This is a genomic window from Mangrovimonas sp. YM274, from assembly GCF_030908385.1.
In the GTDB taxonomy this organism is placed as follows: domain Bacteria; phylum Bacteroidota; class Bacteroidia; order Flavobacteriales; family Flavobacteriaceae; genus Mangrovimonas_A.
This window is the reverse complement of sequence record NZ_CP133091.1, coordinates 3,181,092-3,207,084: the sequence shown is the minus strand read 5'-3', so window position 1 is coordinate 3,207,084 and position 25,993 is coordinate 3,181,092. Positions and strand designations below refer to the sequence as shown.

The window sequence follows — 25,993 nt, the reverse complement described above, 5'->3', positions numbered from 1 at the left end:
CAATAAATGAAAAGCCCACTTTTTAAAGTGGGCTTTTTCTTTTTTATGGGCCATTATAACTTTAAGCTTATTAATTTTGTAGGTATGAATGTAGATTATTTAATAGTAGGCTGTGGTTTGGCCGGTATTGCTTTTTGCGAACAATTACGTGCTCACAATAAAACCTTTGTAGTGTTTGATAATGAGTCTCAACAGTCTTCTAAAGTTGCGGCAGGAGTTTATAATCCCGTTATTTTAAAGCGCTTTACAGAGGTTTGGATGGCCAAAGAACAACTGGATTTAGCTATTCCAAAATACGAAGTTATTGGGAAGCTGTTACAGGAGCAAGTTGATTTTCCTATTCCTGTTTACAGGCGGTTTACTTCTGTAGAAGAACAAAATCTATGGTTTTCTGCTTCAGATAAGCTTACATTGGAACCTTTTTTATCCACTACTTTGGTTAAAAATTCTAATGAAGAAATTAAAGCGCCCTTCGGGTTTGGAGAGGTATTGCATACTGGTAGAGTAGATACTACTGTGCTTATAGATGGTTACAGGTCCTATTTGGCGAAGGAAGGTCGTCTTGTTTCCGAAGCTTTTAATCATGATGCAATTAGAATAGAGGCAAATTCTATTCAATACCTAGAATATACAGCCAAAAGGGTTGTGTTCTGCGAAGGATTTGGCGTGAAATCCAATCCTTATTTTAACTATTTGCCTTTGAATGGAACCAAAGGTGAAACCATTACTATTAAAGCTCCAAAACTAAATCTAAAGACTATATTGAAGGGCGCGGTCTTTATTTTACCACTGGGAGATGATGTGTACATAGTTGGAGCGACCTATAATTGGAAGGATAAAAGCAATAAGCCTAGCCTAGAGGGCCGTGAAGAGTTGGTAGGAAAAGTAAAGGAACTTATCAACTGTGATTTTACGGTAATAGGTCAAGAAGCGGGCATACGGCCAACAGTAAAGGATAGACGTCCCTTGGTAGGAACACATCCTGAACACGCAAATATGTATATATTAAATGGTTTGGGGACGAGAGGTGTGATGATAGCTCCTTATGTTGCAGAACAGTTGTTTGAATGTATTGAGCACACTACTCCATTAAATCCTGAGATTGATATTAAGCGGTTTTCTTTTTAGCCCACTCTTTATCGTAATGCATAAAAATATTAATCCAAATGTTTCTGGATAAACGCATAATGACCGGGTAAAAAGCTATCATAGTACCTACAATTGCGATAAACGATGTTTTTAAGGAGCTTCCTAAAATAAGATAACTTATTACAAAGGCTGCAACAGCAAAAGCAATTCCAACGGCATAACTTACATACATGGATCCATAGAAAAATGATGGTTCCAAGCGGTATTTAGTACCACAATGGGAGCAATGATCATTAATTTTTAAGGTATCAGTGATAATGTACGGATTTTTGTTCACGTACATAGATTCTTCTTGGCACTTCGGACAAGAACCAGTAAATATACTATACAATTTGGTCCCTTTTTTTATCATGGATTTATAGTGTATTTTTGCGTTTTCTATTGAACTGTAAAGTTACGTTTTATAGAAACATTAATTGTAACAAAAGTCACTAAATGCTCAATATCCATAACCTTTCTATTTCATTCCAAGGCGAATATTTGTTTGAAGAAATTACTTTTAAATTAAACCCCGGAGATAGGGTTGGTTTAATTGGTAAAAATGGTGCAGGTAAATCCACAATGCTCAAGATTTTGTCCGGAGATATGGAACCTGATTCGGGGCAAATAGCTTCCGATAAAAATTTGAGTATTGGTTTTTTAAGACAGGACATTGATTTCATTCAGGGAAGAACCGTTTTGGAAGAATCCTATGAAGCCTTTCAGGAGATTAAGGCTTTGGAGCGCAAGCTGGAGGAAATCAACCTGGAAATGGCCGAAAGGACCGATTATGAAAGTGAAAGCTACCATCAGTTAATGGTCGACCTAAATGAAATTCAGCATCAATATGAAATCTTAGGAGGTTACAACTACCAAGGAGAGACTGAAAAAATTCTACAGGGGCTTGGGTTTAAAAGAGAGGACTTCAATAAACTTACCGATACGTTCTCCGGAGGATGGCGTATGCGTATTGAATTGGCCAAGTTGCTACTTCAAAATAATGATATTTTATTGCTGGATGAGCCTACCAACCACTTGGATATTGAATCCATTATTTGGCTGGAAGGATTTTTGAAAGGGTATTCAGGGGCCGTGGTGATAGTGTCCCACGACAAAATGTTCTTGGATAATGTAACCAATCGTACAATTGAAATCTCCTTAGGTCGAATTTACGATTACAACAAACCCTATTCAAAGTTTTTAGTGCTTAGAAAGGATATCAAGGAACAGCAGCTGGCATCTCAAAAAAATCAGGAGAAGCAAATTCAACAAACAGAAAAGCTTATTGAAAAGTTTAGGGCAAAGGCATCCAAAGCTTCTATGGCGCAGTCTTTAATCAAGAAATTGGATAAGATAGAAAGGATAGAAGTCGATGAAGACGATAACAGTGTTATGACCCTAAATTTTCCAGTGTCGATTACACCCGGTAAAGTGGTGGTTGAAGCCGAAAATATTACTAAGAATTATGGAGACTTACAGGTTTTAAATGGCATAGATTTAAGTGTAGAAAGAGACTCTAAAATTGCCTTTGTTGGCCAGAATGGTCAAGGTAAATCTACTTTGGCTAAAATTATCGTTGGAGAAATTAAACATCAAGGCCACTTAAAGTTGGGGCATAATGTACAAATTGGGTATTTCGCGCAAAATCAGGCCGAATATTTGGACGGAAATAAAACCGTTTTGGATACCATGATTGATGCGGCCAACGAAACCAATAGAAGTAAGGTAAGGGATATTTTAGGATCTTTCTTGTTTCGTGGAGAAGAGGTGGATAAATATGTTAGGGTACTGTCCGGAGGAGAACGAAACCGATTGGCCTTGGCAAAATTGTTACTGCAGCCATTAAATGTGTTGGTGATGGATGAGCCTACCAATCACTTGGATATTAAGTCCAAGAACGTTTTAAAAGAAGCATTGAAAAACTTCCAAGGGACGTTGATTTTAGTATCTCACGACCGTGATTTTCTTCAAGGGCTTACCAACAAAGTTTACGAGTTCAAAGATCAACGGATTAAGGAATATCTTGGTGATATTGATTTTTATTTGGAACAGCGTAACGTTGAGAATTTGCGGGAGGTTGAAAAGCGTGATGTAATAAAAAATCAGCCCAAGGAAACCAATAAACAGTCTTATCAAGATCAAAAGAAGATGAAATCCTTAGCTAATAAGTTGAGTAATACTGAAGCTAAGATTAGTCAATTGGAAAAGGAAATTAAGGCAATTGATGCCGAACTTGCCATAAATTATGATGCATTGGTAGCTGATCCAGGCTTCTTTGATAAATACCAATCCAAAAAAGATGAATTGGACAATCTAATGTTGGATTGGGAAACAATTCAGGAGGAGCTAGATAGTTTTAATTAGGCCTTAGCTCCTTAAAACATAATACATAACAGAATAGTTTCTAAATCTGTAACTTACAGTATGGAAACATGTTTCATTCAATGCCCATATTGCTGGCAGCAAATATCTGTTGTCGTAGACAAGTCCGTCGCAAATCAAAATTACATTGAAGATTGCGAGGTGTGTTGTAACCCTATCTCTTTGGAAGTCAAGGTTGCAAAAAATGACGTAATTTACCTTCAAGTAAGTAAGTTGTGAAACGAGAATAAAAGGTAATTACCTTGATTTGTAGTGAATTGAGGTGTAGTTCTTTTAATCGTAACGTGCATTTCATCGAAAAAAGTTTGCATTTCAACGAATTAAGGTTATATTCGTTAATGTAAACGATTTCTTGCATTAAATCTACCATTATGAAAGCACTTCGACTATCCTTTTTGTTTTGTTTAATTAGTGTTTTGTCTTTTGGGGCAATTTCATCGAAAGAAAAATCGGCACTTATTGCCATAAACTCAGCTACTCAAGGAGAAAATTGGTTTAAAAAATGGAATCTCAATGCACCGGTGTATACTTGGTGTGGTGTGATTATAGAAGATGATAAGGTTGTAGAACTCAATTTGGATTCCAATAATCTTACAGGATCATTGCCAGAAGCTATTGGAGATTTGGTTCACTTAAGAAAAATTAGCTTTTTTAGAAATCATCTTACAGGAAAGATTCCGTCGTCAATAGGGAATTTAACAAACTTAACGGCTCTTAATATGGCCTTTAATGAGTTAAACGGTATATTACCAAATTCTCTTGTTAATTTAAAGGCTTTGGTGTCGTTGCAGTTGTTTATGAATAGAATTGAAGGTGAGATTCCGCGCCAAGTTGGGAATTTGGCCAGTTTGGAATATTTGGAACTGTACAATAACGAGATTGAAGGGACTATTCCAAAATCAATTGGAAAGTTGACCAAGCTTAAAGAACTTTTAATCAGCAGTAATAAAATTACAGGGAAGTTGCCTTCTGAAATATCAGGTATGACATCTCTTAAGGTATTGAGTGTATTTGATAATAAAATGTTGGGAATTGTACCCAAATCTATTGGTAAGTTAACAGGTTTGGAAGAATTGGTATTGGCCAATAATGCTTTCTATGGAGATTTACCAAATGAGTTGGCAAGCTTGGTAAACTTGAAAGTTTTGCTTTTAGGAAACAACGCTTTTAAGGGAGATTTGGCAGCTTTGGAAAAAAACTTTCCAAATATGAAAAATTTTGATGTGCAAAATACGGAGGGTCGAGGAGTGATAGTAACCTTGGACTCAGAAGATTAAAATAAGCCCATAATAATTGTGTAGCTCCCGGCAAGAAATTGTTGGGAGTTATTTTTTAATAATGCTTTGTATTCTCAAAAAAGGTCTTATATTTGCAGCACGATATCGCGGGATAGAGCAGTAGGTAGCTCGTCGGGCTCATAACCCGAAGGTCACTGGTTCGAGTCCAGTTCCCGCTACTAATTGGAAATCATCCAGATAAGCAGTTTAGTTCACTCTAAACTGCTTTTTTTATGTCAAATTTGAATGAATTGGTTACATTTGAACACGAAAATGAACACGTTTTAGAACACGATTTGCCTACCAAAAAATTATTTTCCATCCCCAAAATCCACACCGCCAAGGGCGACCTTTCGAAAAGATGGTACGTCTATTTTTCCTATCGCAATCCAGAAACGGGAAAGCTTGAGCGTTACAAAAAGAACATTTACGGAGTCGCCAACAGCTACAAGACAAAAGAGGAACGTATGACGGTACTCAGTGTCTATAGACAACGTTTGTTAAAACTTCTCAAAGAGGGCTACAGTCCGTATGAGAACAATCTCGACAGGTATAATGGTACAGAACAGGGAGAAGTAAAAGAGAAAGCAGAGCATGAAGTTGTGGCAAAAGAAAAGCCCATTGAACATACCGAGGTTGTCCCCAAAGAAAAAGAAGTAGAAATAGAGGAAGACCCCAAGGAAAAGGGCATGGGCTTTAAGGAAGCCCTCGACTTTGACTTTTCACTGAAATCGGCACAGCTAAGGGAAAGCAGCCTCAGGTCATACAAGAGCCATATCAAGGTATTCTATGAATGGTTCCAAAAAGAGCATCCAGAAGTGGAATTCATCGAACAGGTGGACAGGAAACTGGTGCTAACGTTTCTGACGAGCCTTTTGGAGACTTCTACGCCAAGAAACAGGAACAACTACAGGGCAAGCCTGAGCAGCCTGTTCCAGACCTTGGAGGACAACGATATTGTCCCCTTCAACTTTGTGGGCAAGATCAAGGTTCTCAAATCCACACCAAAGCGCAACAAGACCTATTCCAAGGGACAACAGGAGGAAATCTTCGACTTCTTGGAAAAGGAAGACCCAACACTGCTCCTGTTCATCAAGTTCATATCCTACAATTTCCTGAGACCATTGGAAGTGTGCAGGCTAAAGGTCGGGGATATCGACCTAAAGCACAGGACCCTCAGTTTTGAGGCAAAGAACAGCCCGATGAAGACCAAGATCATTCCCGATCTTTTGCTACGTGACCTTCCCGACCTATCGAATAAAGATAAGGGGCATTACCTGTTCACTCCAGAGGGAATAGGGGGAGAATGGGAGACGAGCTTGGAGAACAAGCGCAACTACTTTACCAAGCGCTTCAAGAAAGTGGTCAAGGAATCCTTTGGACTTGGAGAGGACCATGGCCTCTATAGCTTCAGGCATACCTTCATTACGAAGCTCTATAGGGCCTTGGTGGCAGATTCCTCACCGCATGCAGCCAAGAGCAAGCTGATGCAGATAACAGGCCACAGTTCCATGACAGCGCTTGAGAAATACCTTAGGGATATCGATGCAGAGCTTCCAGAGGACTATTCGGCAATGCTATAAAGAAATAAGGAAAGCGATATGACATCCATTGAAGAGATCAACTATGAACTTGGAATAAACATCATGAAGGCCTCGGTAGTGTTCATTCCAAGTATCATGATAGAAGAGGCCAAAAAGAAAAACGATACTATCGATTTTGACCAATATGGGGGAAGGGTTCTTCTTATCGAGGGCAACGGCAAGAACTATTTTTTGGAGGACAACAGTCCAGCCCTTTACCATGTGCTTCAGAAAAGCGTGCTCCTTGATGGGAACATCCTGAAACTTTTGCAGTGGAAGGAGAAATTCGATACAGCCACGTTTGAATTTATTCTTGAAAAGTATCAGGAGCAGCTAAAGGGATATACCTTTGCCGCCGAATGGCTCCAGGCCAATGTAAAGAGTGTGGTTCCCGATGTTTCTGAGGAGGTTCTCGGTTCATTCGTAATGCAATATGACCAGTTGGAAAAACACCGTTTGGATGTTGACAGGCGATTTGGACTTCGGGCCCTTGAACAGCAAAACCCATCCAGTGACCCTGTGGCAAACGAAAAAATGGAGCTACCCGCGATTATGGAACTGATGGGCATGGAGAACCTGAACAAAGGGATGGCCACGATGCAGGAGACCGTTGTCCCCAAGCAGGACAGAAGTGAACGGATAAAGGTGCTAAAGGCCAAGATAGAGGCGGAGGCGGACGACTATCTTTTGGATTATATCTTTGGAGTCCCGACAGGAAAAACAACAGTAGAGCAGTAATAAAATAAATATCAATAAAATTATCAGTCATATGGCAAAATCCGATACAGACGATCAATCCGTAACCTTTAGGATACCCAGAGCTCTTAAAAATAAAATCAATCAGCGTGCAGAAATGAAGGGGGTCAGACTGTCCGAATATCTGAGGGAATTATTGACTTCAGTTGTGGAGGATAGGGTGTGCCAAGGAGAAAGGGAAAGGATCAAGGAACTGGAGAACCAGAAGTTTTTAAGGTCCAAGGAATTTATGCAGTTGGTAATATGGATGTACAGTAAGCGTGTAGCACAGAAATACAATAAGGAAACGGATTACCTTGATGACCATATAAAGACCTTAAAACAGGTTGGGGACCATGTGCCAATGGCCCTTTCGAAAGAATTTGATAAGGTATTGAAGAGTCTTCTGTCCATTGACAGGGAAAGTATTTTTTCTGTGTCCTATGATTTTATAAAAGGCTCTGGGGATAAGCAAAAATTCGATTTCGAAAAGCTTGAAAAATTTCTGTTGTCAAAGCCTGTAAAAGTTCCAAATTTTCCGCCTTTTCCATTGAAAAAATAACAATGAATTTTGTAATACAATTTGTAAGACAATTGTAAGACAATTGTCTTACAAATTTCTTTTTTGTTTTTTGAACAGTTGATTTGACCACATTTGTGGTCGAAAACAGCCTATTTTAAGGGGTTTTTGGGTGTCTAAAGTTCCAATAACGGTTATTGATGTTATTATTGGAGTATTGTTGTTTGTAAGACAATTTTTGTTTTTTATGAAAATTGTAAACAGATTTTTTAGAAAATCGGAAGCAATGAATTATACACTGTGTTGTGTGGCGTTTTATTTTAATTAGTATGTTTTCTAATCAATATTTTGTTCTCTAAATACCAAGATCTACCATTGTCGCCTGTTCCAAAAAAGAAGTCAGGATGTCCATGGTAATTAAGATTACTATTTAATAATTCTTCTCGTATATCGTTTGGAAGCCAATCAAAATTGAATTCCTCTTTCTTAAAATTTGGTGCGTCATACTCTGCATTTCTGTCAAACTCATAGAATTTCTCCATTGTAACTGTGTCAAAGTACAAAAGTGCTTCAAGAAAATAGTCAGATGGTCCAGGTACTGAAATTCGTTCGTTTTGTCCTGAATTGTCGATATAGGTGTATTTGAATTTCACAGAAGTAGGTCTACAGGTCTAAAAGTCAAGTAATTTTCCAAGTTTGTCTATGTCTGTAGAAATAGTTTCAGTGACGTTATTAGATTTCACTACTTCCTCATTTTCTCCAACTTTTCCAGATTTTTTTTCAGTAAATTGGTTACACGCTGTCAAAATGGAATACGTCAGTAAAAATGTCAATATGTATTTTAAGTACTTCATTTTTTAATGCCACACAACGGTTTGTGTATAGTTTCGTTGCGTGAAAATCCGCAGGATTTTCGTGTTAAGAAACTAAGATAGTAAAGTTGCGAGGATTTTCCGTGAGGAAAATCGAAGCAATGAATTATACACGGTGTTAGCCACTGGTTTTATTTCGTTTTTTAATTAGTCCGATTATTATATTTATCGGATATACTATTTGTCCGAAAATAACAAATAGAGCAACAATAAACATTACAATATTTAGATTTTTATTGAAGTCAAAATCTGAAAGTAGAGTTTCAGTTTCAGGCTCTCTAAATAATTGCATTAAAATCCGAATGAGTATAAGTCCGCCAATTGACAGAGTAATGTGAATCAAATTTAGCCATTTGGATAGCTTTCTGTTAGCTTTTAGCATAATCCAATATCCAGTTCCGATTATTCCAAAAAGTATTGAAATCAGTATTGATAAATACAGATAAGCAATCACATAATAAGTGTCGTGAACATTAATGTCCAATACTGCATCTCCGCTCAACATTCCTATCAGCATTATTATTGGAATTGCAAGAAAAAAGATCAGATGTGGTTTTTCGATTAGTTTGTTCATTCAACTTGTGGCTAACGGTTTGTGTATAGTTTCGTTGCGTGAAAATCCGCAGGATTTTCGGGTTAAGAAACTAAGATAATAAAGTTGCGAGGATTTTCCGTGAGGAAAATCGGAAGCAATGAATTATACACGGTGTTGTGTGCTGTATTTATCTTTAAATTAATATCCAATCGACTCGTCTATTTAGATCAGATTCAGGATGGCTATCTCTTGGTTGGTTTGTTTTTTCGTCTTTTATTTCAATTCTATTTTCATTAAAACCTGATTCAATCAATAGTTTTTTGATTTCTTTTATTCTGTTAGTTGAGATATTCGGGTTTAACTTTAGTTCCAAAATTGTACAATGTCCGATGAGGATAATCTTTCTATTATCAGTTTTTAAAAGAGTAGAACTTATCTTTTGAATATATTCTTTGTTGAAATATGTATATGAGTCCTTGTCAAAGAAGAATGGTTCAGGAAAGTTGTCACTGGAAAGTTGGAGTTCGGCTCCTGTATTTTCATCTTTTACGCGTTCAATATTTTGGCAAAATAAATTGAGGCTTAAAAAAACAGTAAATAAAATAATTAGTTTTTTCTTCATATGGCACACAACGGTTTGTGTATAGTTTCGTTGCGTGAAAATCCGCAGGATTTTCGGGTTAAGAAACCAAGATAGCAAAATTGCGAGGATTTTCCGTGAGGAAAATCAGAAGCAATGAATTATACACTATGTTAGCTGTAGTTTTTTATTTTTTTAATTCCGATTATCAGAACATAAATAAACAAAATAACCATGGCTGTTAGAAAAATTATATCGTATAATTCCAATTCCGATTGAGTTGAAAAAAAATGAATGTAATATGCAATTAATGACAAATAGAAAATGAAAATCAAAGGTTGTTTTATTTCAATTTTCTTTAGTAGGGTATTCTTAATCACAAAAGTATTTGATAGATTATCATGAACAGCTAGCTCATCGTCACTTATTCCAGATAATATGCTAATAAATCGGCTAATATTTCTCTTGATTAATTGTCCGATGTTCGGCTTTTCACCAGTTCCATTCACAACTTCTGTTTGAGTTTGATATTTCCCAGGTGTTCTCCCATATAAATATTCAAAAGTGAAGTAGTAAATAAATCTTATAAGTATATAAGTCAGAAATGCAATCGTAAAGTTTTTAAAAGTCAAAAACGCAATAACTACTCCAAAAAACGAAGAAATGATAAAATCAATTATTAGATTTTCACCACGTTCTTCTTCATTGGCTAAATTTAGGTTTTTATATTTTTCGTTCGTGATTTTCATTAAATTACAGCTAACGGTTTGTGTATAGTTTCGTTGCGTGAAAATCCGCAGGATTTTCAGAGTTAAGAAACTAAGATAGTAAAGTTGCGAGGATTTTCCGAGAGGAAAATCGGAAGCAATGAATTATACACTGTGTTAGCAACTGTGCTTTATTCTTTTTTATTATATGTTTTTAAAATCCGATTAATATCTTCTTTATTCATTATTGGTTCAAATCTCATTTCAATATGAAATTCCTTTAGTTTTGTTCTATTAAACAAAAATTGTCTAAACATTTTCTTTTTCAGATATCGTATGTCTTTTTTCTTTTTGAGGCGTCTACTAATGTTAAAATCACATTTTCATAAAGAGACCAAAGAGCAACAAAATATAGAAAAGGAATAAATAGAAAAGTCAGAATTATTGGATTTAAAAAACTTTTCAAAGTAAGTAAGTTCGCAAATTCTCCAAATTCTCGTGATATTCTATAAATTGTATAAGTAAGTACGACAACTCCAAATAGAGAAGTAATTCCGTTAAATAACTTTTCGACAGGTTTGTATTCAGGTTTGTCTTGAGTGAAAACTTGGGAAACTCCAACAAATGTCATAATAGGAATTAGAATTAATTCAGCGACTAATGAGAAACTGAAAAAATTTGCAATAAATTCAATTATTATAATTCCTTTCAAACTGTCTTTAAGAATGGAATTCAGATATCTATTTTCTGAATTAATTTTGCTCATTTTCATTAACAAAAGGAAACCAACAAATACAGTCCAAAGAATTGTGTCTTTTAAAAGAGGTAATTCCCAAAATCGGATTAAAGTAAGTCCGAGAACAATTAACTCGACATAAATTATCATTAATAGAACTATGTCAATTATTTTCTGTTGAAAAAAAGTTTTAATTAAATGACCGAAAGATTTTAGAACACCCTTTCTCGTAAAAGCCAACAATAAAAAAATAGTAAGCCAGATTATAATAGATATTTCTCTGTTACTAAATATTTCTCTCATTGTCGTTTTTGGGCATTGTTGCTAACGGTTTGTGTATAGTTTCGTTGCGTGAAAATCCGTAGGATTTTCGGGTTAAGAAACTAAGATAATAAAGTTGCGAGGATTTTCCGCGAGGAAAATCGGAAGCAATGAATTATACACTGTGTTGTAACCAGTTTTTTTAATATCCAATTATTGATAAAGCTGGTTCCGATTTATGACATTCCACATTCCTTTTATCAGGCATAAAATTAGTCTCAAACTCTATACTTATCCCATTATTTCTATAAGATTCAAATCTTAAATTTTCTTCTGTTTTATTTTCTCCATAGAGATGCCATTCCAATAGAATTTTGTCAGCTTTTTTAATTCGCAATTCTTTTTGTCCGATTTCCAAGTCGGATGGATTCCATAATTTTACTTTTTCTCCATCATTTAAATTCAAAATCAAAATATTATTGGTTTTATCTAATTCTACATTTATGATTTCGTGGTAATTGTCCATTGGTTTTCCGAACCAATTTCCCCAAAATCGTAAAGTTCCACCATTAATTTCTATTTTTCCGAATTCCTTTTCAAAAATGTCTAATGGGATTTTAACCGATTGAAAAGTAGAAGTTTTCTTTTCCACTTGTGTTGCAAAAAAAACAATACCCCCTAATAGTATAATTCCGATGATTATTATGGTTATTAAGTTCATTGCTTAAATTGGTTACAACGGTTTGTGTATAGTTTCGTTGCGTGAAAATCCGCAGGATTTTCGTGTTAAGAAACTAAGATAGTAAAGTTGCGAGGATTTTCCGCGAGGAAAATCAGAAGCAATGAATTATACACTGTGTTGTGTGGCGTTTTTAATTTCGTAAGTTATCCTATCATATCCATTTTTTTCTTTGGATATTTCTAGTTCAATTCTTTCAATCACTTGGTCAGTTTCTCGTTTATATATTCCATTTTCTATTAATTCTAGCCTAATTTTATTTTCCTTTAAAAGGTCTATTGCATTTAATTTGTCAAATAGTTTGTCTTTTGTTTCTTTTTCTTGATTTGGTAGATTGAATATGTATATAGCAGAAAATTGCACAAGTTTTCCTTTTTCGGTCAAAGCATAGAGTACTGGTAAAGTTTCTTGCCCTTCAAATTCAAATATTGGTTGTTCCAAATTTTTGTAGTATTCAATTCCAAGTGTATCTGGTTTTCCATTTGGAGAAGCTAAATGATTCCATTTCCAAAAACCTTTATTAGTGGAATCAGATAAAGAAGAGTTAAGTTGAAATTTTAGCTTGTCAAATTTGTAGTTAATTGGAATTAAAGTCAATTTTTCTATAGGTAGTTTGCTTTTTTTTCGATCATTATTTTGACAGTTATAAAATGCAAATAGGATTAAAAAAAGACTTGTGATTTTTATCTTCATTATTGTTTTCTATAATGACACACAACGGTTTGTGTATAGTTTCGTTGCGTGAAAATCCGCAGGATTTTCGTGTTAAGAAACTAAGATAGTAAAGTTGCGAGGATTTTCCGCGCGGAAAATCAGAAGCAATGAATTATACACTGTGTTGTGTGGCGTTTTTTTATTCCAACATTGCTTTAAAATCTCCTTTTATTTCAATTTCTCCGCTACAATCTGATTCGCAAATTCCTTTGAAATAGAACTTACCAAAAATCATTTCTCCTTTTTGTTTTGGAATTGATTTTACGATTAGTTCCTGTTTAATCTTTTTGATTTTTGGGTCGATTGGTGGTCCTGACATCCAATACTTAAAATCTGATTTGAATTGATTGTCTATTATTTTTATTGTTAAATTTTGGCTGTAAGCTGGATTAGTCTCAAATATTTGTAATTCTAGAGTGTCAGAGTCAATTCGTTTTAATTCCGCAAACCTCATTAATCGCAAACTGTCGTTATTTACAATTGCATTAGATTTTATTGAATATTGGGTTGAGTCAGGTAGATTGTCATATCCAGATTCTATTTTCAAAGTCAAAGGATTAAGTATGGATTCAGTTGAATTGAATAGATTACTATTCAATTCTTTGTCAAAAGTCATTTTGTCAAATTCTGATTTGTTTTTTTTAACTCCGCAAGAAACTAAAGTTGTAGAAAGTATTATTATCAGTAGTTTTTTCAATTCAGAGTTATTTTTTTAAATGACACACAACGGTTTGTGTATAGTTTCGTTGCGTGAAAATCCGCAGGATTTTCGAGTTAAGAAACTAAGGTAGCAAAATTGCGAGGATTTTCCGTGAGGAAAATCGGAAGCAATGAATTATACACGGTGTTGGGCACAGGCTTTTTTTATTTTTAATTGATATTTAATTCCATAAATCAGTCCGACTAAACCGATAGCTGAAATTATGCATTGTTCCAGCAATTAAAAAGCTCTTTTGGTCCATTAAATCTACTGGAAGATTCCAATTAGTATTTAAGTTTGAAATTATAAATTTGCCAATCAAAATTCCCACGATTCCAATTCCGATAGCGATTACTAAAGTCCGAATTATAGCTCCTATTGAGCTTTTCCACATAACTTTTGGATTCCACTGAAACATTCCTACGATTCCAATAATTAGTCCGAGTATAAGTCCGAACCACCAAGTTGAAGCAATTCCGATTAATCCTGCGCTCATTCGAGGAAAGTCAAGTGTATATTTTACCGACCAAAACTGGTCAAATTTAAATTTAGTAAAGTATTCAGTTGATATTGAGTAAGAAACTTGGTTGTGTAAAAATCCGTAAATCGAAGCAAGAATTATCGATAAAAAAATCACTAAAATTAAAATTCCAATTTTTTTCGCCATTTTGTTTTTTAGCTTGTGCCCAACGGTTTGTGTATAGTTTCGTTGCGTGAAAATCCGCAGGATTTTCGGGTTTAAGAAACTAAGGTAATAAAGTTGCGAGGATTTTCCGCGAGGAAAATCAGAAGCAATGAATTATACACGGTGTTGGCAATAGTTTTTTTATTCTGTTTTTACTTTTTCAGTCAGATTATTAATTATTTTTCTCAATTCCGTTTTTTGAGTCAATTCGAAAATGTCTAATAAATAACTGACACTTTCTATTTCCCAAGCGTTTTGATAAATATTCCGTTTGTATTTTTTTAGGAGTTTGTTCAGGCTTGATTTTGTTACTGTTCCGTCAACTACTTTTTCTAATACACCTATAAAATCATTTACTGTTTCGAATGAGATTCGCCAATCTCTTTCCGCTTCGAGTATTTTTTCTGCAATTTTTTTATCAGTTTCAGTTTCAAATCGGTTTTCTTCGATTAGGTCAAATAGTTTGTCAAAAGTCATTCTTAACTAATTTTATTGCTTGGTAAATAAAATATGTAAATCCGAGACATAATAACGAATTACCTAACAATCCAATTAACGCATATTTGATTTTTTTTCTAAACTCAATTATTCCTTTAATAACTCCGATTACTCCTAAAATGACAGTAACAATAGAAATTAATGAATAAAACATATCATTAAACTTAATTTTAGTAAAATATTCATCAATTATAGTCATCACTAAAATTAATGTCAGATTGATTAAAAATAATCGGTTGGTTATATTTTTTAACATTGTCTATTTCAACTAACGGTCAAATTTTGTTTTTAAAATATCTTTAAAATTCCTTCCGTTAGTTTTAGGAATTAATCAGATTTGGATGGTGTGTGAAATTATTGCCAACGGGCAGCGTGTAAGGTTCGTGGGGTGCATCGCACCACACAGGAGAACCGTTTGCGTTGCACCGCATGAATATTACATATTGTTGTGCTTTGTGGCGTAGCGATTTAGAATACTGATAACAAATAAACAATAGCCATTGTGCGGTGTAACCATGCGCTGCCCGTTGTGGCTTAATGGAACAAATCTTTTAAAAATTAAAATTATGGAGTTAATCGTCAATGGAATTGAGATAGTTGTATTAGTTATAGCTGGAAGAGAATTAATTAAAGAAGAAACTGATTATAGATTAGTAACTTACTTTTTATGGGGAGCTTTACTATTAGAAACTTTAGCAAAAGTGATATAAATAATTTTACTTTTTGATTTGTGGCGCTCGATGCGCCATTAAGCCACAACGGTTTGTGTATAGTTTCGTTGCGTGAAAATCCGCAGGATTTTCGAGTTAAGAAACTAAGGTAGCAAAATTGCGAGGATTTTCCGTGAGGAAAATCGGAAGCAATGAATTATACACGGTGTTACATGCTGTTTTTTTAATTTAATCTACGGACTGTAAAAAGTGTTTGTAGCTATTTATTATTGATTTGATTTTAGGATTATTGGTGTTTAAATTAGTTGATAATTTCCAATCCCACAGTATATTATACTGATTGTAATTAGGAGCATTAATTTGTCTTGTGTGTATTAGACCTACAAAAATGTTATCCTCAAAAATCAAACGAATTCTTGCACCTGGTGATAAATCTATAATCCAAGTTTCATAATAAATATAAGTCATACCCCAGTCAAATTGATTGTCATCGTGATAGTTGTATTTTTTTATATGCTTTTCAAAATCATTAAAATGTAAAGTTTTGTTAGACTCAATGATTGTTTGTAGCATTGATTCAATTTTTGAAGATTCTACAATATTAGATTTATAAGTGTAACCTGATATTATAGCACAATTTTCGTCCATCGCACTAAATTCAACTGGAGCTAATGTTTTACCTAAATATTTACCATCGCAAGAAAAGAGATTAAAGTCCTTTGGTAATATCCAATTCTCCAAGTCTTCAGGAACTACAGCTCTAAATCCAATCACATGCCATCCATTATTTTCTTTTGAGCATTCAATTTCAACCCCATTTTCAAGGCTAAATAATACTTTGCCATTGATTGAGTCTCTGATATTTGCTGGACCATCTATTATTTCAGCATATATAGAAAAGGATATCAAATTTATTATTAGTAGAATTAATTTTGTTTTCATGATGCGCTGAAATTGCATGTAACGGTTTGTGTATAGTTTCGTTGCGTGAAAATCCGATAGGATTTTCAGGTTAAGAAACTAAGATAGTAAAGTTGCGAGGATTTTCCGTGAGGAAAATCGGAAGCAATGAATTATACACTGTGTTACCACACGTTTTCTTTTATTCCGATTAATTTTCTCATTACCGCGTTATATCGAAACATTATTCTCATTCTGCTTTGGCTTGTTTCAACAGGGAAATAATTATAATTTACGTTATAAGTTTTGGCTATCCGTTTCCGTCTTTCGGTTATTTCGTCTTTCGGCCAATCATATAGCACCAAAAGAATTTCTCGCTTTCCGTTTCTGAAATCCAATTCCGCTTGTTGCTCGCTGTATTTATTGTAAAATTCAGGTTCAAGAATAGAATCTCTGTGAATCGCCACTTTTTTGTCAGAAATTCGAAGTTTTAGCGTGTCTTTAATGTCGTTATAATCAAAGTCAAATTGTCCGTTAAACACAGGAGAATGGTCGTTTACTATAATTCGGACTGAATCTTTTAAGGAAACTCTAATTTTAAAAAGTCCAAATGAGTCGGTTTCGACTTCCGTTACCTTATCTCCTTGAACTAATTGAATTTTACTTTTTCGTTTATTGAGATTTTTGGTGTACAGGTCTTTCGTGTCCCTAAATAATACAAATTCCGTTGCTTCCGATTTATAAAATTCTACCTTTCCAAGAATTTCTTTTTGTGAATAAAGATTTTGCTGGAAAACCAAAATTGTCAATATGAAAGCAATTTTTTTCAAATGTGTGGTAACGGTTTGTGTATAGTTTCGTTGCGTGAAAATCCGCAGGATTTTCGTGTTAAGAAACTAAGATAGCAAACTTGCGAGGATTTTCCGAGAGGAAAATCAGAAGCAATGAATTATACACTGTGTTGTAAGCTGTTTTTTCTTTCCGTTATCAATTCAGTTAATTTATTTAATTCTGTTTCGTCTATTTTCTTCCAATCTTGGCATCCAAATTCTAATGAGCTAAACTTTTTTAAGCTTCTATATAAGGGTAGAATAATAGTATCAAAACCGCCAGATATTTTATAAATCTGTTTTAGTTTTTCATTTGCAATATTGCTCCTTGAAATTAGGAGGTCGAATTTGTTTTCTATTGGAATTATTTCAAACAAGTAATATTCAGGTTCCAAAAACCAATACATTTCAGAGTTGATTCCCTTTAGTGTGCTAATCAATGATTCGCAAAGTAAGTCTGTTGGGTTTTTTGGAACATCAGAAGCGTCAAAACTTAATTCAAAATCGACATGTCTGAATATTGTAGGAAGCCATCCATTTTCTGGTTTACCAAAAATTAATTCTATTTTTTTAATTTTCTCCAAAATAGCTTACAACGGTTTGTGTATAGTTTCGTTGCGTGAAAATCCGCAGGATTTTCGGGTTAAGAAACTAAGATAGCAAAGTTGCGAGGATTTTCCGTGAGGAAAATCAGAAGCAATGAATTATACACGGTGTTAGGCATAGTTTTATTTCGCGTTTTTCCTGTCAGATATTATCATTCCATCATGATTTTTTCCATAAATTCCGTTTGTCTTGAACGTGAAATAGATGTCATTTTCGGGTTTTTCAAGGGGCAGTTTAAATGGAAAGCCCCCAAAATCTTTTTTTAAACTTTCTGAATCTTTAAAACCATTTAATGCATTTTCTTTCTCGGTTGAAAAGTTTACTTCAGTTTCATTGTTATACGCAATGATTACAAACTCTCCATTAAAATCAGAGCCGATTCTATTCGTATTTTCTTCATTCGGAATTACCCTAACCTTGATATCATCAAAAACATATTTGTCTTCTAATTTGGATAACAATGCCTTAAGACTATCGTTTTCCTTCTTTAAAAGTGTGTTCTGGTTTTTTATTTCGGTAGTTTGATTGTTACAACTTAAAATTGAAGTCGAAATCAAAAATATTATTAATTTCCTCATTTTTTTAAATTCTGACTAACGTCAAATTTTTTAATTTATAAAATCCCTCAAAATTTGCACATTATCCGAAGAAATTAATCTCGTTTTCGTGATGTTGGGAATTATGCCTAACGGTTTGTGTATAGTTTCGTTGCGTGAAAATCCGCAGGATTTTCAGGTTTAAGAAACTAAGATAGCAAAGTTGCGAGGATTTTCCGTGAGGAAAATCGGAAGCAATGAATTATACACTGTGTTGTGCGTTCGTTTTTTTATTCAGTTATCTTAATTTTAATTCCGTTAAATTCCGTTTTGTTTGTCAATTCATAAACTGTTTTGGATTCGTAGTATGGCTCCCATTTTTGTAAAATCAGTTCACTGTCATTATTCCACTTAATAACTTTGTAGCCAATTGGAATTAAGCCACTTTTAAGGTCGTTTTTATTTTTTTTATTTTCAATTACAGACCAAAATACTCTTGAATATCCAAGTCCGCCTTTGTCAAATTGATATTCGTAATATTTATATTTTTTGTCAGGTGAAATAGATTCAGAAAGTATATTCAAATTCGGTTCATTTAGCGAGTGTTCTGAATTAAAAGCTTCTTCGAGGTCGTTGAAATCAGAGTTGATTTTAATTCCAATTCCTATTATTCCAATCAGGATAATTCCAACTATTATTAAAATCCATTTTCTCATTAAAGCTCAAAATTTTGATTTTTACACGAACTTCTAAATGACGCACAACGGTTTGTGTATAGTTTCGTTGCGTGAAAATCCGCAGGATTTTCGTGTTAAGAAACTAAGATAATAAAGTTGCGAGGATTTTCCGTGAGGAAAATCGGAAGCAATGAATTATACACTGTGTTGTGCAACGTAATTTTTTAATAAACTGTTGTTTCCATAATGGTATAATCAGCAACTTTTAATCCATTTAGCCAATTAAATTCAGCAATTCTAAATGTTTTTCTATTTCTCTTTTTTTCTATTAGAAATTTAAAAGTAAAACACATGGTGTTCTCTTCTTTGTTAAAAGTCAATTCAACAGAGTATTTATCTGTCGTAATAAAATTATCCTCAGCCCATTTCAAAGCGTTTTCAAACATTAATTCATTACTCTGAAAGTCATTCTGAAAAGGAGTGGTTGTTTTTTCATCAAAAGAATACGTATAGTTAAAATCTTTGGAAGGCCAATTACAATTGATGATTTGACCATATTGATCCATATCAATTTTTATATAATATTTGGAAATCCCTATGTTCTCATCTGATAACAAATAAACAAACTGGTATTTAGTTGCTAGCCAACCTCTTTTGTATGCTAATGGATTTTCTTTAAAATAGCCATCTAAATCAACTATCAGTCCTTCATAAAAAGTAACTTTATCAAACCAATCACCTAAGATAACTTTTAGGTAAAGCTCTAAATTTATTTTTATAATTTCAGGTGCCTCATCTACGTCTTCAAGAAATTCACTATAGTCAATAAAGCTAGTAACTGGATTGAATCTTCCTTCTACAATTTTGTTTTCTTGCGAAGAAATATTCAAAGTTGTAAAAGTCAATATTATAATTAATAAAATTCTTTTCAAGTGTATTGCTTTATGTTGCACAACGGTTTGTGTATAGTTTCGTTGCGTGAAAATCCGCAGGATTTTCGTGTTAAGAAACTAAGTTAGCAAAATTGCGAGGATTTTCCGTGAGGAAAATCGGAAGCAATGAATTATACACTGTGTTACCCAACGTTTTTTATTCCGATTTTATCTTCAATCCAATCGTGAAAGTATATTATTGCCCCAATTATGAAATGAAAACCAATTAGTATTTGCCCAAGTAATTCAGTAGAACTTTTTGAGTTAATTCCAAATAGTCCAGAGACAATGTGGTAAGCAGCTAACAAAAACAAACCTGTGTTAGATTTACCTGTTAAAACCCAAAAGACTAAGATTAATTTAACGATTAATCTAGTTATTTGAGGTAGGAGCCTTTCTGCTCCAACTTTATTGTAAACTAAGATTATTAGAGTCAGTTCAACAATCAAAGTCAAAATTATTGCTGAAATCAAAACAAGTCTTTCTTTCATTCAGTTAGTTTTTTAGTCAAATAATCTTCTTTTTTCTCTTTCTGTTTTCATATAGTCGATAATTGCTAACCACATGATGACACTTGATATTATTTGGTATTCATTACTAATAATGTGCAAATAAGTCAGAAGACTATTGGTATAAGCTGCAAATACCCAAAATAGTTTTAAAAAATCAAGATATTTTTTTATTGGTTTTCTAAAAAAGCTAAAAGAGTAAGTTGCCACAATTCCAATATAGCCCAATGACATAATCAATCCGTTGTGATTCCAATGTAATATTTTGAGTAATGCTGCAATTAGAATTATAGCAATGAAAACTTTGGCTATTTTGAAGAGTCTTGTTTTTATAAATGTCCCATTGAACAGTAGCATTAAGAAACCTACAAATTCACTAATCCTAAGTCCGATTTGAGTCCAGAATTCAGCCTCAGGATTATCGATAAATTGTGATGCTAAAAAACCAATTAGGGCTATTACAAGTCCAATGGCGATGATTGATATATAATTAAAATTTTTTGTTTTCAAATGTTGGGTAACGGTTTGTGTATAGTTTCGTTGCGTGAAAATCCGCTAGGATTTTCGGGTTAAGAAACTAAGATAGTAAAGTTGCGAGGATTTTCCGCGAGGAAAATCGGAAGCAATGAATTATACATGGTGTTGGCATTAGTTTTTTTCTTTTTCTTTTGGCTCCTTTTCCAAAACCCACGGTATTTGGCAGTCAAACTCGATTTGGACCAATCCATTATCGTCTTTAAAAGGAGACAGCAAGTTATCGTGTCGAAATCCAATATTGAATTTATCCGTAATTTTTGTCAGGTCAAAAGTATGTCCGCCATTTGGTAATGGAACTGTACAATCTTTCCCCTTAAAATCTCCCTTAAATTGAAACCAACCGTTATAATAGTGAAGTCCATTATCAAGTTGAGCTAATTGACTTACTTCAATTTCTTTATTGTAGTCAATTCCTAATTCTTTAAACAAAGTTTTTATTTCGTCGGGGAATATTGTTTCCCGTTGTTTAATGAAGTTTTTACAATAGTCACAGCCACAACTTTCAGCTCCAGAGAGTTGAAACTCTTTATAAGTCCGTTTGGTTGTTTCCTTGTCCGAAAAGAATTTCCAGTCTTGGTATTTGACCTGAGTTTTGTTCATTTTTTAATTAATGCCAACGGTTTGTGTATAGTTTCGTTGCGTGAAAATCCGCAGGATTTTCGGGTTTAAGAAACTAAGGTAATAAAGTTGCGAGGATTTTCCGCGAGGAAAATCAGAAGCAATGAATTATACACGGTGTTACCTGCTGGCTTTTTTATTTTTAGTATTTATATCTTCTTTTATTTGAGAAAGGGGCATGAAAAGACTGTCAAGATTATTTGAGGTGCTTAACTCTCCGCTTATTTCGGAAAGTGTTGAACCGGCCAAAGCAGTTCCAGTAATTACAATATCAGCTGTCAGTAAACCATATTTAGACCAAAATCCCTCAGGTCTATATTTTATTTGTGTTATTGAGTTTTTAAGAAATTCATTTTTTAGATCAAATACATTCGACCAATTATTAATATGGAGTCTTCCAATTAATTTGCTTTTCAATGATTTCTTTAACTTAATTTCAATTTCGGTTTTATCTTTTTCAAATTTCTTTTCTCTGATGGAGAATTTTAATTTTTCAAAGGGGATTATAGTTTGGTTGTTTTTTAGGTGAGTACAAATTATTTTACCGTCCTTAAATTCTACACTTTTTATAAAGTTCTTTTGTCTATTTAAGCATCTTTTATTTGAGTATATGTCAATGAGTAAAATTGATGTCAATAAAATTGATAGAAATAGATTTACGTTGAAATAGAATAAAGAGATAATGACTAATATTTCTACTATGATTAAAGCCTTAAAGTAGTTCTGTTTATTCTTCAAGTTGTCTCGTTCGAATTTTTTCATACTTTTTCAGCTTGCAGGTAACGGTTTGTGTATGGCTCGTTGCGGGAAATCAGCTATGATTTCCCGCCGTAACCGAAAGGTAGCAAATTGCAATGAATTCCGAATAGGAATTCAGCCGCAATGAGCTATACACGGTGTTGGCAACTGTATTTTTTTATTAATTTTTAATTCAATCGATTTGTCATAAGTTCGGTCTTTCAGCAAAATCCGAGTTGTTTTTTCGTTAGATTCCAATTTTTCGATTTTGTCAAAAGTCGGAAGCTTTAAAATTGTTCTAAAAGGATGAACTTTTTCTTTAGGACAAATTATAATTGGTTTTTCCATTTGAGTGAAAAACTGGTGTATGTTTCCTGGTTCTGGTGAATGAAATGGAAAAATTACTAACATCTCATTTTTTACAACTACAAATCCGCTATTAATTTTTTCGGTTATACTTGTTTCCCCAATTAGGTTAGCTTTTTCAAAGAATCCCATTTTTTCAAAGCTTAAACTTATCCGAGTTTTTTGTCCCAAGTCATTTTCAGTCAGTTCAAGTTGGTTTAGCACTTCAATCCATTTTTTATGTATTCTGTAATTCATTCCAACAGTAATTGGAAAGAAAACGAAATTCCAAGTCCGAGCAGCAAAGTGTTTATTCTTTAATCTGTCTTTATATTCTGAAGTGATAAATTCTTTTAAGCTCAATGTTTTTTTAATATTGTTGCCAACGGTTTGTGTATAGTTTCGTTGCGTGAAAATCCGCAGGATTTTCAGGTTTAAGAAACTAAGGTAGCAAAGTTGCGAGGATTTTCCGCGAGGAAAATCAGAAGCAATGAATTATACACGGTGTTGTGGTGCGTTTTTTTTTTTTTTTTTACACATCATTTGGGCACTCATCAAATCCTTTTTTTCGTTTGAGTAAGGTCAGATGTTTTTTAAGTCATATTGTCAAAACGATATAAGAAATGCCCTTATTCTATATCCCCAAATCGTCATAATAGTAATTTCAATTATTTGAAGTAGTATAATGAAAAAGATAACCCTATAAAATGCATTTTCTTTTTTCCGAATTAGTATTAATACTAATATTATTTGAAGAATTCCAAATATAATATTGAAAGCATAAATAGCCATATCTCCACCTGATCCACCCATATGACTGTAAAAAATATAGCAAAACATTAAAAATGAAATCAAACAATTTATTAGAATCCATTTACTCAATTTATTCATATTTATTTATCAATTTGATTTCGTTCCGAAATGTATTATATACGATGTTGTGTAGTCGTTTTTGTTAAAATATTATTTGGCATAAATTATTAACTCAAATATTGAGTCGCTATCTTGATCAGGTCTTAATTTCAGTGTCGTAAATCCACTTTTAATAATATATTCTGAATCGATTCCAGTTATACAAGAATTTGACATTTTTTTATCTGGATTATTTGTTTTGTATGCATTTGCTATAAATGATTTTAGCAAATCCATTTTTTTCTCCATTCTAACAAATGTTTGGTAATCAGTTCCCTTCTCAATTATGATTAATTTCTCATAATCGCCTTCTATCAGGTTAAATTTTTGTTCATAATATCCTGCTATTCCACCATATATGTTTCGTTGGATTGTTAACTCTTCCGAACTGAGTATTTTATCCAATTTTTCTTGGTCAGTCATTGAGCAACTTGAGAATGTCAAGATTACAAATATGTAGATAAGTAATTTTATAATCTTCATTTTTAATGCACCACAACGGTTTGTGTATAGTTTCGTTGCGTTAAAATCCGCAGGATTTTCAGGTTTAAGAAACTAAGTTAGCAAAATTGCGAGGATTTTCCGCGAGGAAAATCGGAAGCAATGAATTATACACGGTGTTAGCAATAGGTTTTAATTTATTATTTTATTTCGGTAGTATTTAGCAATATAGCAGGAGTTAAGAGAATGGTTTTATGCGGGGTTTTAAATAGGTCTATAGCAAAATCATATTTTATCATCAGGTTTATATTTCGAAAATCAACGGATTTTTCTGATGTATAAAAATCAACAGTCTTGGCATAGTAGTTATTTTTATTTGATAATTGAAGTTTTAATTTAGATCTAAGTTTGTTGTCAGGTTGAAATTGAATGTTATTTTCATTTAAGTAGTATAAGACTTCAATGCTAACAAATAGGGTAGTGTTTTTTTTGAATAAAATTTTTTCTTTATGCTCAACTTCAATTCTATTTTTTTGCATTGGGTTTAAGTAGAGAGTGTCGGAGGAATAAATCTCATTATTAAATTTGAGTGTTTGTAGATTATCTAATGGAAAACTTTCTTCTACTTCAAAATAGTGAATTTTGTAGGCTGTCTTATGTTTTATTTTGTCTACATAAAAAACAGTATTTTCTATATTTAAATTTGTATCATAGTTTTTAAATATTACTCCAAAACTTATTTCTGGTAATAAGTATCTACTAGCTGAATTAACAATTCTATTTGATTCTCCTAAAATTAAATTGTTGCTTTTTTTTGAATAAACTACAACGTCATCCAGCTGTATGTATTCCTTTGTTAAAAAAACGGCCCCGTTTAAATTTGTTGTTTCTATTGAGTGCAGTTTATAGTCTGTTTTAATAAACTCTGCCTTGTCGTATTTAATGTCGCTGGGAACGATCGTCGCTTTATTATTTTCCGTTAAATTTGTGTAAACCATCTTATTGCCCTCATAAAGGTTAAAGGTGACTGATTCTATCAAATCATAAGTGTCGATGTCCACAACAGCAAACTTTTGACTAAAAAGATTTAAAGAATAAAATAGAAGTATACAAAGGATTATATTTTTCATTTTCTATTTTATCTTTTAGTTTGAGTTAATTTCATTTTTTTTCTGCCACTTATTGCTAACGGTTTGTGTATAGTTTCGTTGCGTGAAAATCCGTAGGATTTTCGGGTTAAGAAACTAAGGTAGCAAAATTGCGAGGATTTTCCGTGAGGAAAATCGGAAGCAATGAATTATACACGGTGTTATGCACTTTAATTAATTTTTCTTAATATCATAAAGTTTCTTAAACTATAATATTTGTCTGATTTTTCCCAATCTAATTTTTCCATTTCAGTAATTCCATTAGCATACAATTCATTGTCTATTAAAAATTCAGTCTCAAATGGCTCTCCATTTAAATTACAATAAAAGAATCTTACCCAGTGAGTATTCTTTTTTAAGTCTTGATTTTTAACTAATTCTTCTATTTTTTCAAATGTTTTGTCAGGAATATTAAATTCAACTGAAGATTTAATTCCGTAGTTCCCGATAAACACTTTATATTTTGAATTTCCAATAGTCCATTCTTCTGTTGTTATCTGCTCATCCGTCGAATTATTGAAAGCATTAAGAATTACGTGAAAATCATTTTTGGTAAAATTTAAAAGATTTTGTTGGGATGCTATTAATTTTGATTTTCCAATATCTCCGAAAGATTCATAAATTACTCTGTCATCGTCTAATTGTATTTTCATATCTAATCTAGACGAATAACTATCTGGATAATCTTGAAATATTAAATTGTTTTCTATAGTAATCTTCTCCTTTGTGTTTATGCTTATAATTCCATTTTTATCTAATGAAGTTTCAATATTATGAGCGTTGAACATTTCAATTATTGATGTGTCAAGTTCCTTAATTAATAAGTCGTTCTCAGTCGGTTTGTTAGAACAAGCTAAATTTAAAAATGATAAAATTCCCATTAAGTATTTCATTCAGAGTTGAGTGAGTTTATTGTGCATAACGGTTTGTGTATAGTTTCG

General features: G+C 33.1%; 34 protein-coding genes and 1 tRNA gene. 9 read left to right on the top strand and 26 right to left on the bottom strand.

Annotation, left to right across the window (positions count from 1 at the left end; translation table 11 throughout):
• Positions 1–6 precede the first annotated feature (6 nt).
• Positions 7–1,128 (top strand): FAD-binding oxidoreductase, encoded by a 1,122-nt coding sequence (locus RBH95_RS14115; RefSeq protein ID WP_307900212.1) that lies wholly within the window; start codon positions 7–9, stop codon positions 1,126–1,128.
• Here the strand turns inward: RBH95_RS14115 and RBH95_RS14110 are convergent.
• The gene (locus RBH95_RS14110) at positions 1,109–1,501 is read right to left on the bottom strand and encodes a DUF983 domain-containing protein (protein WP_307900211.1); all 393 of its coding nucleotides are present in this window, start codon (positions 1,499–1,501) and stop codon (positions 1,109–1,111) included. The genes RBH95_RS14115 and RBH95_RS14110 overlap by 20 nt on opposite strands.
• A gap of 83 nt (positions 1,502–1,584) precedes the next feature.
• On the opposite strand from RBH95_RS14110, the gene RBH95_RS14105 reads away from it, so the two are divergent.
• The 7 genes from RBH95_RS14105 (at position 1,585) to RBH95_RS14075 (ending at position 7,667) form a co-directional block, all read left to right on the top strand.
• Entirely contained in the window at positions 1,585–3,492 is a 1,908-nt protein-coding gene (locus tag RBH95_RS14105; RefSeq protein WP_307900210.1) for an ABC-F family ATP-binding cassette domain-containing protein, read from the top strand.
• 60 nt (positions 3,493–3,552) lie between these two features.
• Complete coding sequence (locus RBH95_RS14100; protein ID WP_307900209.1) at positions 3,553–3,729, top strand: CPXCG motif-containing cysteine-rich protein; 177 nt, start codon at positions 3,553–3,555, stop codon at positions 3,727–3,729.
• 152 nt (positions 3,730–3,881) lie between these two features.
• On the top strand, positions 3,882–4,787 hold the full coding sequence (locus RBH95_RS14095; protein ID WP_307900208.1) for a Two component regulator three Y domain protein: 906 nt from the start codon (positions 3,882–3,884) through the stop codon (positions 4,785–4,787).
• Positions 4,788–4,893: 106 nt separating this feature from the next.
• A tRNA-Met gene (locus RBH95_RS14090) sits at positions 4,894–4,966 on the top strand.
• A gap of 54 nt (positions 4,967–5,020) precedes the next feature.
• On the top strand, positions 5,021–6,370 hold the full coding sequence (locus RBH95_RS14085; protein WP_307900207.1) for a site-specific integrase: 1,350 nt from the start codon (positions 5,021–5,023) through the stop codon (positions 6,368–6,370).
• A gap of 18 nt (positions 6,371–6,388) precedes the next feature.
• Positions 6,389–7,108 (top strand): hypothetical protein, encoded by a 720-nt coding sequence (locus tag RBH95_RS14080; protein ID WP_307900206.1) that lies wholly within the window; start codon positions 6,389–6,391, stop codon positions 7,106–7,108.
• A 31-nt stretch (positions 7,109–7,139) separates the two neighbouring features.
• Positions 7,140–7,667, top strand: coding sequence for a hypothetical protein (locus tag RBH95_RS14075; protein ID WP_307900205.1), 528 nt, complete (start codon positions 7,140–7,142; stop codon positions 7,665–7,667).
• A gap of 278 nt (positions 7,668–7,945) precedes the next feature.
• Here the strand turns inward: RBH95_RS14075 and RBH95_RS14070 are convergent, their stop codons facing one another.
• The 11 genes from RBH95_RS14070 to RBH95_RS14020 all read right to left on the bottom strand — a co-directional run bounded on the left by RBH95_RS14070 (position 7,946) and on the right by RBH95_RS14020 (position 14,631).
• Positions 7,946–8,278, bottom strand: coding sequence for a hypothetical protein (locus tag RBH95_RS14070; protein WP_307900204.1), 333 nt, complete (start codon positions 8,276–8,278; stop codon positions 7,946–7,948).
• Positions 8,279–8,296: 18 nt separating this feature from the next.
• On the bottom strand, positions 8,297–8,479 hold the full coding sequence (locus RBH95_RS14065) for a hypothetical protein (protein WP_307900203.1): 183 nt from the start codon (positions 8,477–8,479) through the stop codon (positions 8,297–8,299).
• Between the two features lie 136 nt (positions 8,480–8,615).
• Positions 8,616–9,071: a hypothetical protein gene (locus RBH95_RS14060; protein WP_307900202.1), complete on the bottom strand. Its 456-nt coding sequence runs from the start codon at positions 9,069–9,071 to the stop codon at positions 8,616–8,618.
• 154 nt (positions 9,072–9,225) lie between these two features.
• Complete coding sequence (locus tag RBH95_RS14055; RefSeq protein WP_307900201.1) at positions 9,226–9,654, bottom strand: hypothetical protein; 429 nt, start codon at positions 9,652–9,654, stop codon at positions 9,226–9,228.
• A gap of 131 nt (positions 9,655–9,785) precedes the next feature.
• Entirely contained in the window at positions 9,786–10,361 is a 576-nt protein-coding gene (locus RBH95_RS14050; RefSeq protein ID WP_307900200.1) for an RDD family protein, read from the bottom strand.
• 283 nt (positions 10,362–10,644) lie between these two features.
• Positions 10,645–11,358, bottom strand: coding sequence for a hypothetical protein (locus RBH95_RS14045; protein WP_307900199.1), 714 nt, complete (start codon positions 11,356–11,358; stop codon positions 10,645–10,647).
• 160 nt (positions 11,359–11,518) lie between these two features.
• The gene (locus tag RBH95_RS14040) at positions 11,519–12,037 is read right to left on the bottom strand and encodes a hypothetical protein (protein WP_307900198.1); all 519 of its coding nucleotides are present in this window, start codon (positions 12,035–12,037) and stop codon (positions 11,519–11,521) included.
• A gap of 126 nt (positions 12,038–12,163) precedes the next feature.
• On the bottom strand, positions 12,164–12,748 hold the full coding sequence (locus tag RBH95_RS14035) for a hypothetical protein (RefSeq protein ID WP_307900197.1): 585 nt from the start codon (positions 12,746–12,748) through the stop codon (positions 12,164–12,166).
• Positions 12,749–12,908: 160 nt separating this feature from the next.
• Positions 12,909–13,466 carry a hypothetical protein gene (locus RBH95_RS14030; RefSeq protein WP_307900134.1) on the bottom strand — a complete coding sequence of 186 codons (558 nt, stop codon included), beginning with the start codon at positions 13,464–13,466 and terminating at the stop codon, positions 12,909–12,911.
• A 184-nt stretch (positions 13,467–13,650) separates the two neighbouring features.
• Positions 13,651–14,136, bottom strand: a complete 486-nt coding sequence (locus RBH95_RS14025; protein ID WP_307900196.1) for a CDP-archaeol synthase — start codon at positions 14,134–14,136, stop codon at positions 13,651–13,653.
• A 159-nt stretch (positions 14,137–14,295) separates the two neighbouring features.
• Positions 14,296–14,631 (bottom strand): hypothetical protein, encoded by a 336-nt coding sequence (locus RBH95_RS14020; RefSeq protein WP_307900195.1) that lies wholly within the window; start codon positions 14,629–14,631, stop codon positions 14,296–14,298.
• Positions 14,632–15,218: 587 nt separating this feature from the next.
• On the opposite strand from RBH95_RS14020, the gene RBH95_RS14015 reads away from it, so the two are divergent.
• Positions 15,219–15,362 (top strand): hypothetical protein, encoded by a 144-nt coding sequence (locus RBH95_RS14015; RefSeq protein ID WP_307900194.1) that lies wholly within the window; start codon positions 15,219–15,221, stop codon positions 15,360–15,362.
• Positions 15,363–15,551: 189 nt separating this feature from the next.
• Here the strand turns inward: RBH95_RS14015 and RBH95_RS14010 are convergent, their stop codons facing one another.
• From RBH95_RS14010 to RBH95_RS13945, 14 genes are all read right to left on the bottom strand, one after another.
• On the bottom strand, positions 15,552–16,265 hold the full coding sequence (locus tag RBH95_RS14010) for a hypothetical protein (protein ID WP_307900193.1): 714 nt from the start codon (positions 16,263–16,265) through the stop codon (positions 15,552–15,554).
• A 143-nt stretch (positions 16,266–16,408) separates the two neighbouring features.
• The gene (locus RBH95_RS14005; RefSeq protein ID WP_307900192.1) at positions 16,409–17,053 is read right to left on the bottom strand and encodes a hypothetical protein; all 645 of its coding nucleotides are present in this window, start codon (positions 17,051–17,053) and stop codon (positions 16,409–16,411) included.
• A gap of 119 nt (positions 17,054–17,172) precedes the next feature.
• The gene (locus RBH95_RS14000) at positions 17,173–17,637 is read right to left on the bottom strand and encodes a hypothetical protein (protein ID WP_307900191.1); all 465 of its coding nucleotides are present in this window, start codon (positions 17,635–17,637) and stop codon (positions 17,173–17,175) included.
• 144 nt (positions 17,638–17,781) lie between these two features.
• On the bottom strand, positions 17,782–18,237 hold the full coding sequence (locus RBH95_RS13995; RefSeq protein ID WP_307900190.1) for a hypothetical protein: 456 nt from the start codon (positions 18,235–18,237) through the stop codon (positions 17,782–17,784).
• Between the two features lie 248 nt (positions 18,238–18,485).
• A complete protein-coding gene (locus RBH95_RS13990) occupies positions 18,486–18,911 on the bottom strand; it encodes a hypothetical protein (protein WP_307900189.1) in 426 nt (141 codons plus the stop codon).
• 185 nt (positions 18,912–19,096) lie between these two features.
• The gene (locus tag RBH95_RS13985; protein ID WP_307900188.1) at positions 19,097–19,804 is read right to left on the bottom strand and encodes a hypothetical protein; all 708 of its coding nucleotides are present in this window, start codon (positions 19,802–19,804) and stop codon (positions 19,097–19,099) included.
• A 143-nt stretch (positions 19,805–19,947) separates the two neighbouring features.
• The gene (locus RBH95_RS13980) at positions 19,948–20,295 is read right to left on the bottom strand and encodes a hypothetical protein (RefSeq protein WP_307900187.1); all 348 of its coding nucleotides are present in this window, start codon (positions 20,293–20,295) and stop codon (positions 19,948–19,950) included.
• 12 nt (positions 20,296–20,307) lie between these two features.
• On the bottom strand, positions 20,308–20,823 hold the full coding sequence (locus RBH95_RS13975) for a hypothetical protein (RefSeq protein WP_307900186.1): 516 nt from the start codon (positions 20,821–20,823) through the stop codon (positions 20,308–20,310).
• Between the two features lie 138 nt (positions 20,824–20,961).
• Entirely contained in the window at positions 20,962–21,450 is a 489-nt protein-coding gene (locus RBH95_RS13970; RefSeq protein ID WP_307900185.1) for a hypothetical protein, read from the bottom strand.
• Positions 21,451–21,588: 138 nt separating this feature from the next.
• Entirely contained in the window at positions 21,589–22,206 is a 618-nt protein-coding gene (locus tag RBH95_RS13965) for a hypothetical protein (RefSeq protein ID WP_307900184.1), read from the bottom strand.
• 135 nt (positions 22,207–22,341) lie between these two features.
• Positions 22,342–22,914, bottom strand: coding sequence for a hypothetical protein (locus RBH95_RS13960; protein WP_307900183.1), 573 nt, complete (start codon positions 22,912–22,914; stop codon positions 22,342–22,344).
• 600 nt (positions 22,915–23,514) lie between these two features.
• On the bottom strand, positions 23,515–23,886 hold the full coding sequence (locus RBH95_RS13955) for a hypothetical protein (RefSeq protein ID WP_307900182.1): 372 nt from the start codon (positions 23,884–23,886) through the stop codon (positions 23,515–23,517).
• A 218-nt stretch (positions 23,887–24,104) separates the two neighbouring features.
• Entirely contained in the window at positions 24,105–25,034 is a 930-nt protein-coding gene (locus RBH95_RS13950) for a hypothetical protein (protein ID WP_307900181.1), read from the bottom strand.
• Between the two features lie 188 nt (positions 25,035–25,222).
• On the bottom strand, positions 25,223–25,945 hold the full coding sequence (locus RBH95_RS13945) for a DUF6348 family protein (RefSeq protein WP_307900180.1): 723 nt from the start codon (positions 25,943–25,945) through the stop codon (positions 25,223–25,225).
• Positions 25,946–25,993: the final 48 nt, after the last annotated feature.